Annotated in this window: 4 protein-coding genes and 1 pseudogene; 4 read left to right on the top strand and 1 reads right to left on the bottom strand. The window is 38.3% G+C overall.

Annotation, left to right across the window (positions count from 1 at the left end; genetic code table 11):
* Positions 1-70: 70 nt before the first annotated feature.
* The 4 genes and pseudogenes from ligA (at position 71) to IC572_RS03575 (ending at position 4,298) form a co-directional block, all read left to right on the top strand.
* Positions 71-2,041, top strand: coding sequence for an NAD-dependent DNA ligase LigA (gene ligA, locus IC572_RS03590; protein ID WP_187855101.1), 1,971 nt, complete (start codon positions 71-73; stop codon positions 2,039-2,041).
* Between the two features lie 171 nt (positions 2,042-2,212).
* A complete protein-coding gene (locus IC572_RS03585) occupies positions 2,213-2,545 on the top strand; it encodes a hypothetical protein (protein ID WP_187855100.1) in 333 nt (110 codons plus the stop codon).
* 294 nt (positions 2,546-2,839) lie between these two features.
* Positions 2,840-3,543, top strand: a pseudogene (locus tag IC572_RS03580) (ATP-binding cassette domain-containing protein).
* Positions 3,543-4,298: an ABC transporter permease gene (locus IC572_RS03575; protein ID WP_000500917.1), complete on the top strand. Its 756-nt coding sequence runs from the start codon at positions 3,543-3,545 to the stop codon at positions 4,296-4,298. The pseudogene IC572_RS03580 and the gene IC572_RS03575 overlap by 1 nt, the downstream one beginning before the upstream one ends.
* 65 nt (positions 4,299-4,363) lie before the next feature.
* Here the strand turns inward: IC572_RS03575 and IC572_RS03570 are convergent, their stop codons facing one another.
* On the bottom strand, positions 4,364-13,927 hold the full coding sequence (locus IC572_RS03570; RefSeq protein WP_187855099.1) for a vacuolating cytotoxin domain-containing protein: 9,564 nt from the start codon (positions 13,925-13,927) through the stop codon (positions 4,364-4,366).
* Positions 13,928-14,007 lie beyond the last annotated feature (80 nt).

Genomic DNA, 14,007 nt, shown 5'->3' with positions numbered 1-14,007 from the left:
CCCCTAAAGCCCTATCAAAGATTAAATGTTATAATACTACCCTAATTTAGTTTAAAAGGTTTTTACAAAAATGATAAAAAGCCAAAAAGAATATTTAGAAAGAATTGAATATTTAAACACCCTATCGCACCATTATTACAACCTTGATGAGTCAATCGTAAGCGATGCGATCTATGATGAACTTTACCAAGAATTAAAAGCTTATGAAGAAAAAAACCCTAATGACATTCAAGCTAATTCCCCTACCCAAAAAGTGGGGGCTACTGCCACCAATTCGTTCAATAAAAACCTCCATTTAATGCGGATGTGGAGCTTAGATGATGTGTTCAATCAAAACGAATTGCAAGCGTGGTTGCAACGCATTTTAAAAGCCTACCCTAGCGCTTCGTTCGTGTGCTCGCCCAAACTTGATGGGGTTTCGCTCAATCTTTTGTATCAACATGGCAAGTTAGTGAGTGCGACCACTAGGGGTAATGGCTTAGAAGGGGAGCTTGTTACTAACAACGCTAAACACATCGCTAATATCCCCCATTTTATCGCTTATAATGGAGAAATAGAAATCAGGGGCGAAGTGATCATTTCTAAAAAGGATTTTGACGCTTTGAACAAAGAGCGCTTAAACGCTAATGAATCTCTATTCGCTAACCCTAGAAATGCCGCATCAGGGAGTTTGAGGCAGCTTGATAGTGAAATCACTAAAAAGCGTAAATTGCAATTCATCCCTTGGGGCGTGGGCAAGCATTCTTTAAATTTTTTAAGCTTTAAGGAGTGTTTGGATTTTATCGTCTCGTTAGGTTTTAGCGCTATTCAATATTTAAATCTAAACAAAAACCACCAAGAAATAGAAGAAAATTACCACACCCTGATTAAAGAAAGGGAGGGCTTTTTTGCCCTTTTAGACGGCATGGTGATCGTTGTGGATGAATTGGGTATTCAAAAGGAGCTAGGCTACACGCAAAAATCCCCTAAATTCGCTTGCGCTTATAAATTCCCGGCTCTAGAAAAACACACCAAAATCATAGGAGTCATTAACCAAGTGGGGCGTAGCGGGGCGATAACCCCAGTCGCTCTTTTAGAGCCTATAGAAATTGCTGGAGCTATGGTTGCGAAAGCGACCTTGCACAATTATTCTGAAATTGAAAAAAAGAATATCATGCTCAATGATAGGGTGGTTGTCATTAGAAGCGGCGATGTGATCCCTAAAATCATCAAACCTTTAGAATCTTATAGAGACGGCTCGCAACAAAAAATCATGCGCCCCAAAGTTTGCCCCATATGTTCGCATGAGCTTTTATGCGAAGAGGTTTTTACTTATTGTCAAAACCTTAATTGCCCGGCAAGGTTGAAAGAAAGCTTGATTCATTTTGCTTCTAAGGACGCTTTAAACATTCAAGGATTGGGCGATAAAGTCATAGAGCAACTTTTTGAAGAAAAACTCATTGTTAACGCCTTGGATTTGTATGCTTTAAAATTAGAAGATTTAATGCGGCTAGACAAATTCAAAATCAAAAAAGCTCAAAATCTATTAGACGCTATTCAAAAGAGCAAAAACCCTCCTTTATGGCGTTTGATCAACGCTTTAGGGATTGAGCATATTGGTAAGGGAGCGAGTAAAACGCTAGCCAAATACGGCTTAAATGTGTTAGAAAAAAGCGAAGCCGAGTTTTTAGAAATGGAAGGCTTTGGGGTGGAAATGGCGCGTTCTTTAGTCAATTTTTATGCGAGCAATCAGGAATTTATCCGATCGTTATTTGAGTTGTTAAACCCTAAAAACAGCGATATGGCTGAAGAAAAGCAAAAAAGCTCTTCTGTTTTCAGTGATAAAACGATTGTTTTAACCGGCACGCTTTCTAAACCACGGCAAGAATACGCTCAAATGTTAGAAAATTTAGGGGCAAAAATTGCTTCAAGCGTGAGTGCTAAAACCGATTTTTTAATCGCTGGAGAAAACCCCGGCTCAAAACTCGCTCTAGCAAAAAAACATGGCGTGAGCGTTTTGAATGAAGAAGAATTGTTAAGGCGCCTTAAGGAATTGGATTGAAAATCATCGCTTATTAAAATCAAGCTCCTTTACCATTTGTTTTAAGTTTTTATGTTTAATACCCATTTAAATTCTAAAGAAAAATTCCAATTTTCATTCTTAATGAATTTACTCACAAAATCCTATTTTATAGTAGAATGCAAAAAAATAAAGACACTTTAAGGAGTAATAATGGAACACCATAAAGCGCACACAACCATTCAAGCTTTACAAGCCAAACGCAAAAGGTTGCTAACCGAATTAGCCGAGCTAGAAGCAGAAATAAAGGTAAGCAGCGAACGAAGGAGCAGTTTTAACATTTCGCTCTCACCCAGTTTGTTAGCTGAAATAGAAGAGATAGAATACGAAGAAAAAACAAGTAAAGAGCGAAGAATCAATCACAGCGTTTTACTTTCGCCCAGTTTTATGGTTAAAGTGGATGAATACATGAAAGAGAAAGGTTTTCCTAACCGCTCGCTTCTCTTTGAAAAAGCGTTGGAATTTTATATGCTAAAACACCCATAAAGCCAATAGCGGACAAAAAACAAGAGAGTATTTAGGGTTTTGAGAATGGAAAATCAAAAGCTCCGTTTCTCTTTTAGGGTCTTTCTTATTTAAAGCCTTGGCTTTGTCTATTTTTTGGGGTTGGAACGCTTTTTAAAGTCGTTTGATGCGATTAGAGCGTGTCTATCGGTAACGCTTTTGGCTTGTTTTAACAAATATCAGTTAATTTTTAGTAACACTGCACTCAATAAAACCATCATTTGAATATAATAACCTTAAATGGGATTTTAAACCATTTCTATATAAGGGGATTTTATGATTTCTAACATCAGCATACACCCAAAAACCATGTTTAAAAACGCTTTAAATATATACAAGATTTTTCATTTAAAAGTCATACTAGTACAGCCATTATTGGCACAAATGGTGCTGGAAAATCAACGCTTATCAACACTATTCTAGGCATTAGATCAGACTATAATTTTAAAGCACAAAACAATAATATTCCATACCACGACAATGTTATACCACAACGCAAGCAATTGGGAGTTGTCTCTAACCTATTCAACTACCCACCTGGATTAAACGCAAACGACCTTTTTAAATTCTATCAATTTTTTCACAAAAACTGCACTCCAAATCTATTTGAAAAAAATCTTTTGAATAAAACCTACGAACACCTAAGCGATGGACAAAAACAGCGCTTAAAGATTGACTTAGCTCTTAGCCACCACCCCCAATTAATTATTATGGATGAACCAGAAACCAGTTTAGAGCAAAACGCTCTTATAAGACTATCAAATCTCATAAGCTTGCGCAACACCCAACAACTTACAAGTATCATCGCCACTCATGATCCTATTGTCTTAGATAGTTGCGAATGGGTATTGCTCCTTAAGAATGGCAACATTGCTCAATACAAACCTTTAAATTCTATATTAAAATCTGTAGCTAAAACTTTTAACTTTAAAGAAAAACCAACCACAAAAGACTTATTAGCATTACTAAAGGATATTTAGTGGGAGCAATTCTATCTATCCTAAAACTTGAAATCAAATCTTATCTCACCAATACAAGCGCGTTATTTTGGACTTTTATTTATCCTATTTTAATGCTTCTATTACTAATTTTTGTTTTTTCAAAAAATACCACTGAAATTTTTTACTTTAATAATATTATAGGTCTAATGGGACTCCTTATTATTTCTAGCGCGATCTTTGGCCTCACTCAAGCTATAACAAGCTCTAGATCGCATAATATATTCTTGTTCTACATGCTATCACCAGCAACTTTCAAACAAATAACTCTAGCATTAATCGCTTCAAGACTAATCGTTGTAATCCTATATGCTTTTATCTTTATTGTTCTCTCTTTTTATGCGCTCAATATCATCACTATTCTTAATTTTAAAGCGCTTATTTTGGGGTTTGTTAGTGTTTTTTCAAGCGCATTGTTTTGTTTTTGCTTGGCAATTTTTGTCGCTAGAATTTTTCAAAACGAACAAAGCATCTTAGGATTTTGTAATATCATCAATCTCTATGCGCTAATGTCTTGTAATGTTTTTGTTCCTTTAGAATACCTACCTAATATTGGTCAATTATTTATCAAAACATCTATTTTTTACTACCTTAATCAACTTCTAATCAAAGCTTTTCAAGGGATTGATACTATACTGGTTTTAGCAACTTCAACATTTTTCATTATTGGTGGCATTATTTTATTTTTACTAAGCGCTAATCGCATGTTACTAACACCAAAAGAACGCATGCGTTAAACCCTTAGTCCCACCACTCCCCATTTAATATTAAAAGCGCTTATTTTGGGTAGCCTAGCTCCCCCTTAAAACGCTAAACGCATTCCAATATTCCCGGTAATGTTGATCATTTTATAATCCAATCCAAACCTAGCCCCCACCCCAGCGTTCGCATAAAAGCTTTTAAACAACCTCACTTCCCCGCCTGTAGTGATGCTCGCAAAAGTGTTATAAAGCTCGCCTTTCCTGTAACTCAAAGTGTTGTTACCAATGAAACGCACCAATTTATCTCCCATAGATCGCACAAGCAAATCCCTACCAACGCCGCCAATCGCATAAAAATAAGAGTTTGTGTTGAAATAATGGCGGTTCTCCAAAGCGAAATCAATCGTTAAAACGGATTTTTTAGACGGATCGGCATTCGCTTTAAACTGGTTATAAAGCGCATTATTCATCACCCCTTCTAAACCGGTCATACCGATATAGTAATACCTTAAACCAATTTGAGGTTTTAAAATGATGTTTTTGTTTTTAAACATGAAATCATACCCGTAATTGACTTTTGCGTTCGTCGTCCATGTGCTGTATTTATAAGACTGATTGATCATAGAAAGCAGAGTGTCGTTGGAGTTGATTTGGGTTTTATTAGTCCCCCAAGTTTCATTGACGCTAAAAGTCAGCTCGCTCTTTTTAATGAAGGCTCTCGCATACAAGCCCACATCCACATTATCGGATTTAGAATTAGTGATGCGTTCATAAAACCCGCTATACCCATAAGCCGCATACCCTCCAACAATCACCCCCTTAATGAATCTGTCATAGCCCACATTGACACCATAGAGCGTTCCTGTACCATTTTCCACAAAGCTCACGCCCCCAACGCCGGTCGCCCAAAGGTTGTTTTTTAATTTATCCCTTTGAGAGTATTTTAAAATCACATCCATCGCATTAGGGATCGCATCAGCAAATCTTTGGTTTTTAAGACTGCTCAAGCGTTCGCTAAAATCCGTTGAATCAAAAGAAGCGAAATTAGAAAGCTTGGCTAAACGGCTCATTTGTTGCGTGTAAGTGTTGAGCTGCAAAACATCAGTGGAATTGTTTTTAAGATTGGGTTTAGAAAGCATGCCTAAAGCACTGCTCACATCTTCCATTAAAGTCACAATGTGTTTGGTGGGCGTGTCTTGCAAATAATAAGGAGCGAACAAGGGATTACCCCCCTTAGCCATAAAAAGTGCATTCAGCCACAGAATGGAATTATTGCCCGCAGATTTGATCGCATTCAAACCTCCGCTACCTTGAATACGCTGGATATAGTATTCCAAACTAGGGGCATGAATATCCATGGGCTTATCAGAGACGCTAACTTGAACCTTATCATAAAGGATAGATGAATACACCATTTGCCCCTGATTGTCTTTAAAGCTCACCACAAGACCCCCATCTTTAATATTGACCGGTTGGTTGTCATAGCTTAGTGAATCGCCGTTTAATTGCATGCGTTTGCCGTTAAAATCAATGAGGGTGTAAAGCTTGAGGTAATCGCTCAAGCTCCCTCCAAGAATCGTTTGGTTATCATAGCCATAAACCATGCGATGAGCGTCTATAAGCGTGTAAGCGCCTTGCTTTTGAGTATTAAAATGGATTAAAGCTTGATTATTATAAGACATGATCGTAGAATTGCCAGCCACATTAATAATCGTTTGATTGGTTTTATTGTTAAGATTAAAGATTAATGGCCCTTCGCTCTTGAAATCCCCCCCCACATCCAAACCATTTTCATTCGTGCTGAGAGCCGCTCCTTTAACCACATTGAGATTACCGCTAATATCAGCCCTGTAATTAGAGTTATTGTTAAAAGCGTTATTCACGATCAAGTTGTTGGCTTTAAAAGCGGCGTTTGGCTCTAAATTTAAAGTCCCAATAGTCGTATTTTGTAAGACTTTTGAAAAATCCACTAAGCCATTCGCTCTAATTGCGCCTAAGAAAGCGAAATTATTCGCATTCACTTCTAGCGTTTCGTCGGTTGGAGCGCTTGAAGTTGAAGAATTAGTTTTTTTCTCGCCCATGCAATCTAAAACATTCACGCAAATTTGACCTTTTTGAACGCTAATGTCATTTCGTGGCGCGTTAAGAATTAAACCATTGGTAGCGTTTAAGGTATCTAATGAAATGTTAGAAAAATCTTTAGATACAAAAGAAAGCCTGCCCTGATATTGCGTGAAATTAATCGTGTTTTTCCCATTAAAGATAATGGACTTGCCCGCCACAAAATTCAATTCCCCCCCTGTGGCGTTACTAAACGAGCTGTTATTCACAAACACATGGTTTTTAGCCACGAAATTGAAATTCCCTTTTTGCCAGAGATTGTGCAAACCTTTAGGTTTGAGTAAAGAGCCCATGCCCAATTGTTTCAACTCATCTTGTAAGGATTTAGGGAGTATGGATCCTAAACCTTGATGATAAACGCCTCCAAATCCCTTATCAGCGATGATTTTATTGATCATTTGCCCTAGGACTTGATTGCTCATGATTTTATTCACTACGCCTTCGCCTAATAAGTCATTTAACGCTTTTTCGCCTATGCTAGAAATGGTGTTAGTCAGCTCTTCGCTAGGGTTAGTGATGCTATTTAGAGCGATATTGACTAACACGCTCAAATCCTGTGGGCCTAGCCAAGAAATGAGCTTATTGATTAAGGGGGCTTGATTGATCATTTGATTGAGAATATCCCCAAAAGTCGTTTTATCCAAGAAACTCTGTAAGTCTTTGGCATCAGAGCTAGAGCCTATTTTATCCAGGGCTTGATTCAAGCCTCCAGGCACAAAATTATTGGCAAAAGAACTCAAGCTTTGCTTGCCATACCAGTTATTGATGAAATTCTCTACATTTTCAATCCCTAAAGTTTTAACGATGAATTTTTCAAACCCTGAAGAATGGGCTTGGATTTGCTCTAAAAGCATTTGATCGATTTCTTTTCTTTTTATAGGATCTAGCGCGTTTAAAAGCCCGTTTTCACCAAAAACATCGCCCACCGTTTTAGAATTTAAAATTTCCATGATCGCGTTTTTAAAAGCGCTCACGCCTAAGAGGCTATTCACTTCAGCAGGGCTAAACAAAGAGCTTAAAGTCTTAGATCCAAAATCTTTAGGGATCATGCTAGCTAAATCTTTAGGGATAGCGTTATTGTTCAAACTCTCTTCATAAACAATATTAGAAAGCGCATTCGCTAAGCCTTTTTCTCCAAAAAGCTTTTCAATGCCACCTTGCCCTAGATAAGAAAAGATTTTATCAGTCCCTTGAGCGTCAATATTGGCTTGATTAAGCACCAAATTTGTCGCGCTTTCAAAAGACACACTCGCGCTCCCTCCACTCCCCCAAGCGTTCCCGCTGCCGATGGTTCCAGTAATGTAAATGTTTTTAGCCCTAAAATTAGCGTTAATATAGCCCAAATAAGGCGCGCTAGAATGGAGCAATTGCCCTAAATTAGTCTGTCTGAACATCTGGCAAGTGTTATCCCCAACCGCGCATGGCTCTTTATAGCCATCGCCTCCAAACCACACCACGCTATTAGTGTTCGTTTGCCCTTCTTTGATCGCTCCTATAACGAGATTGCCTTGAGAGAAATGATAATTAGCCGTGTTAGAAAAATTATTGATAATCTTTAATAAGCTCTTCCAATTTTCTTGGTTTAAAGTGATACCATACTTTTCAAAGATACCAAAAAGAGTTTCAAAACTATTTGGGCTATTGAGATTGAGATTGTCTAAAGCCCCTGAAGCGATAAGATTAGCCATTTTAGGCAAAAATTCCTTACCCAAACTGGCAATCGCATTCAAATCCTGCTTAGTGATAGCCTGATTGTAAATGTGTAAGGCTTGTAAGGGCTGGTTTTGCGCATTATAAGTCCCAGGTGTTTCATTGTTTTGATTAGAGCCTTTGATATTGCTACTCAAATAATAAGTGCCGGCTTTGCCGCTCGTGTAATTATAGGAATTAGAGCTTTCATTATAAGGGTTTTGTTGGTAATCATACAAACTAGGGGCGAGGTTAAACATCTCATTATTAGAAACGCCATTTTGAGAAATTTGAATTTTCAAGCGGTTGTTATGCAAGGTTTCGGTAATCGTTTCAGTCGTATTGAGCGGGTTAATGAAACTCCAAGAATGAACGCCGTTATTAAACGAGTAATCAGCCTTGTCAATCTGTATGCCATAAAAACGGATCTTCTCATAGCCGTTATTCCCCATTAAGCCGCTAATATTTTGGGCTTGCAACACATCATAAACGGAAGCTTTTTTATCCCCTCCAAATAGATTCATATAAGACAGATTCAAAATCCCTTGAGATCCAAAACTAAAATTCCCTTTAGCGTTGATCGCTAGATTGTTAGCACCATTGCCTAAAAGGTTTAGAGCGCTGCTTAAAAGAACGCTTTGAAAATTCAGGGTGCTGTTATTGCCTAAATCAAATGAAGCGCCTGCATTAAAGGTTGCTAGTTTGGTGAAAGAAATTTGAGAATTATTAGCGTAGAAATTCACAGGGGCGTTAAAAACGCTGTTGCCATTGAAACTCAATAAGCTTGAGCCGTTGAGATTGAAATTCGTTTCCCCTTCCACGCTAAGAGCGTTAAAGCTCGCTTGAGAACTTTCAGCTAGATTCATCGTAGAGTTTTGTTTAAAAGTGGAAGCCCCTTGGAAATTGATATGGATATTTTTAGCCCTTAAATTGAGCGTGGCTTGATTAAACTTTGCATCCCCTTTGAAATTAATCAGGCGTGCAGAGTTGCCAAAATCAGGCGTTTTGCCAAATAGCGGAATGCCATAAAAAGTTACATTAGCGTTATTGAAATTCGCTTGATTGAAGCTGACTTGAGCGTTAGGGTTCAAGTTCAAATAAGACACCCCGTTAAAAGCGGTTGTGCCGTTAAAATTCGCCACGCTATTATTATAAAAAGAAAGGCTTGAAGCGTTTTCTAAAGTCGTTTGGGTTTGGCTATCCCCAATATTAATAGCAGCGTTGGGCTTGACTGAAAGCCTGGAATGATTGAAAGTAACATTCCCATTCAATGATGACTGATTCACATTCTTAGACACATCAATGACGATTTGAGAATTATTGAAAATAATGTTATTAGCTTTCAAATCATAGCGAATGCCCCCTCCTAAAATGGAATCAGTGAATATCAAATCCGTATTTGCAACCATATTCACATACGATGAGCCGCTCTCAGTCGCTCCGTTAATATTGGTCCAGCCGCTAAAAGTGGTGTTTTCAAAAGCGATACGCCCTGAGTTAAAATTAAAGCCTCCCCATGTGAAATCCCTAAAGTTAGAATTTTTAATTTCCATAGAAAGCTTGGAATTAAAATTCGCCCATGAATGCTGACTCGCGCTGGTTTGTAAGCCTAAAGCCACGGTTTGGAAATTCGTGTAATTCAACCCGTCAGCACTCAAGGTTTCATCAGCGTTAAAATCAATCGTCGCCCCACCGCCAGCATTAGGGTTGCCGACATTAAAATTATTCGTTAAAAAGATATTAGTCGCGTTGAAATTGCCGTGCAAATACAGCAAATTATTCTTACCAAACCAGATAGATCCGCCATTGTTATTGGCCTTTTCTTGAGCGCTCCCTAACAGCAAAGTCCCTACCACCGTAGCCCCAAAGTTCAGCGACCACGCAAAAGCGCTAGAGCCAATAAGGTCTTGATTTTTATAAGGCGCGATATAGCACACGCCAACACACACAGGGGTTTTTCCTGGAATGAAGTCAAATTGCTTCCTCACTTGATTCCAAATGTCTTTAGAATCAGCGTCTGTGTGGAAAGGCGAAGAATGGATAGTGAAATATTTATAAGTGATAGAGCCCGGATTAAAAGTCTCTTCAAAGACAAATTTTTGGCCGTTGCTCTGCGTGAATTGCACAAAAAAAGTGTTGTTATCCGCTCTTAATAGAGTCCCTTGTTCGCCACCATAATGGATCAAATTCCATAAATTTTTTGAAAAAGCATTGTCCGCCAAAATTTCATTATTATATTTAATGTTATTCCCACTTAAAAGCGTGTAGGTGGTGTTGTCAGTCAAATCCCTTTCAATATTAAAAATACTATTATTGTCAATAGCGATTGAGCCTTGAAGGCGACTAAAAGGATCGCTGTTAATAAGCGTGTTTGTGCCTTTAAAGGTGGTGTTTTTAGTATCATTAAACGAATAGCTACCGCCATTAAACGAGTTGTTGTTAAAAATTAGGTTTTGCGCTTTTGCGTTGATATTATAGGAATTGAAGGTGTTGTTTTCTAGGGTTAGGGAATTTCCGGCGCTGTTTTCGCCCCCCTTATAAATCAAAGTGCCGTTATCGCTAAAATTAACGTTCTTAATCACGGCATTTCCGTTAGCACTAGCATTATCCACGCCAAAATTCCCCTCTCCACTCACAGAGCCTTTATCCCAAGTGATATTATTGGCTTTAAGGTTAAAGCCTCCATTAGGGGTTTGGTTGCTAAAATTTGCGTTTGTCACATTCAAATTGCCATTATTAACAATGAAATTCATCCATGAATTTTGCAAACCGGCTTTATCGCTATTCAAATGAGCGTTAGCGATATTCAAACGCTTTTGAGCGTTAAACACTAAAGTCGCACCCCCACCGGTTTTGGCCCCATTACCAGAACGAATCGTGCCGGTAATGTCAATTTGATTGGCTTTAAAAACGCCTTGAATATAGCCCACTAGCCCCCATTCAGCCCCTGAAGTTTTCCCAAAACCCACCACGCTATTAGAAGTGGGATTCGCCCCAGCAAGAAAAGGGGTGGTTTGGTTGAACACTAAAACGCTGTTAGTGCCGCTATAATCTTGCGTGAAAACGCCTGTGCCAGCGATCTTCCAAGTCGTCATGCCGTTGAGATAGAACACGGTGTTACTGGCGTTATTATTGATATTTTTAAGATGAAATACCTCATTATGGATATTCACGCAATGCGTATACCCTAGAGTGCATAAACGAGTGAGCGTGATCCCGTTATTAAAATTTTCTTTGATGTAGTAAGTCAAGCCGTTATCAGTGAATTGGACATTATAAATTTTAGTGCTGTCTGGCGTGGACTGATCCTTATTTACTAGCGTGCCGCTAGGGTTTTCCCCACTAATCCAACGCAACATTTGATACAAAGCGTTATTATCCTTATAATCCACGCTTTTAGCGTTAAGCAATTGATAAGTCGTGCCTACGCTTAAACTGCTCAAAAGCCCTTGCATGTTGAAAACAACGCCCTTACTGAAAGTAAAATCCGTTTGAGCGCCATTTATTTTGAATTGGTTATTCACATTAAAAGTGTCGTTAGTAAAACTGGCTTTAGGGGTATTGTTGAAATTAAACACGCCCCCATTAAAAACATTTCCATTAAAATCCACTTGCTTAGCGTTAAAACTAAACGATCCACCATTAAACGAATTGTTATTAAAAGCGTCTGCTTGATCTGCATGACTAAAATTAAACGATCCGCCATTAAATTTGTCTTCATTAAAGGCGTTATTTATGCCATCAAAAGTGTAAGAAGCGTCGCTTAAAACGGATTTTTCAATGGTGGTCTTGCCTTGGAATTTAAAATTCCCTGCTAAAAAGTTCGTGTTTTTAAAATGGTAAGAATTTTCAGCGCCTTGAAATTTGTAATAAGCCTTGTTGAAATTCACGCTATCAAAAACGCCATTACCGGTAAAATCATACCCCCCACCCGTCCAATCGTAAAAATCAGATTGAGAGACATTGATCTTACCGCTACCAGAGCTATCCCCTAAGGCGATAAAAGTCATGTAAGAGTTTTGCGAAGTGGTTTTTAGGTTTTTAAAATCAGCCCCAGCGATATTAACTTCAGTCGCGCCCACAAAATTCAAAGTCGCCCCCCCACCGGTTTGAGCGCCATTACCAGACATCATGTTACCGGTGATATAAACCCTATCGGCTGTGAAAGTGCCGGTAATATAGCCCGTTTTCCCCCAATTGACTCCCTCATACCCTCCAAAACGCACCGTGCTGTTAGATTTAGGGATACTGCCATTAGCCCAAGGGGTTGTGGCGTTAAAGACTAAAGCGCTATTTTTCCCGCCATAGGTTTGAGTGAATTTCGCATTAGTGTAATTCCAAGTGTTCAAGCCGTTGAGATAGAAAATCGTATCAGTCCTATCATCGTTAATATTTTTTAAATTAAAGACATTATCATGGATATTCACGCTATTGGTGTAGTAAATATTGTTCGCGCCATAATAAACGGATTGTAAAACAATGGAATCAGGACTAAAAATTTGCCTAAAATTATAGAGCGTGCCACCTAAATTGTAAGTTACATAGTAAGTGTGGGTGTTGTTATTTGAGCTTGTATGATTTTTATCAGCGTCTTTTGTGGCTTGCGTGTTTTTAAGCCTGATGATATTCCATAAATTACCCACATCATTATAAGTGATGTTGCCATTTTTCATGCTAAAGAGCGTGTAAGCGCTTCCTATGCTAGGCGTGTAATTTTGAATGTTAAAAATCGCATTAGGATTAATGGTAACTTTACCGGTCATATTGACAAAAGGCGAAGTGGGATTATTGATCGTGGTTGTGCCTTGAAAATTAACATGAGCATCAGGTCTATTAAAAACGAACCAACCCCCATTGAAGGCCAAATTATTAAAAGTAATATTACTCGCATTAAGGATGTAGGCATTCCCTATGGTGTTAGCGTTGCCATTAGGCATACTCCCTAAAATGCTGTTATTAAAGGTAACGCTATTAGCATTAAGATTGAGTTTGTAATGATTGATATTAGAGTTAGTGAAAGTGATGCTCCCCCCAATACCATTCCCACCCTTATAAGTGAGTGCGCCGTTATTGTTGAAAGTTACTCCGCTAATGGTGGTTGTGCCATTGCTATCCACGTTATCAAAGCCAAAATTCCCGCCATTGACGATCCCGCCATTATAGGTGATCTTTCGCCCCATAGCATTAAAGCCTCCATTAGGGGTTTGGTTGCCAAAATCTGTGTTTGTCAAATTCACGCTGTTATTGGAAATCAAATTGATCCAAGAAGTTTGCGTCCCGGCTCTGTTATTTTGAAAATAAGCCCCGTTAGTGTTTAATTCGTTTGAGCTTTCAAAAACCAGTATCGCGCCTCCACCGGTTTTCCACTCATTACCTGAGCCAACAGCCCCTGTGATAAAAATGTCTTTTGCCTTAAAAACCCCTGTAATAAAACCTACATAGCCCTTTTCCCCAAACCATATAGAAGAATTATTGGGCGTTGAAGAAGCGTTTTTTGTCCCTATATACAATTTGCTGTTGTTGTAGTTTTGCGTAAAACTCCTACTCCCCCCAGCCCAAGTGCGTAAAGGGCTGATATAGTAGGATTTGTTGTTATTATTTTCATTCACGCTATTGAGCCAATACACCGAACTCTTATAATCTTCAGCACTCAAAGCTGAAACAAACCCTAGCCCTAAGAAGATTTTTTTGTTAAAGGATAGAGAAGAATTTGAATGCGTTTTTAAGGAGTAAATTGTCAAAGGCGAGTTTTTGATTGTATATTTTTTAGCGATTTTCTTTTTAATGCCCTTAAAAGAGCGGTTTTTGCCAAAGCGTTCATTCTTTAAATCTATTTTGCCATTTCTATAAGTCATATTTTGAACCCTTTCATATTATATTATATAATTACATTTATTAACACTATTCACACACTATTCACAACGAAATTTTCATT

This window comes from Helicobacter pylori, assembly GCF_014496485.1.
Classification (GTDB): domain Bacteria; phylum Campylobacterota; class Campylobacteria; order Campylobacterales; family Helicobacteraceae; genus Helicobacter; species Helicobacter pylori_DD.
The sequence above is the reverse complement of the archived record's forward strand: the minus strand, read 5'-3'. Positions and strand labels throughout refer to the sequence as shown.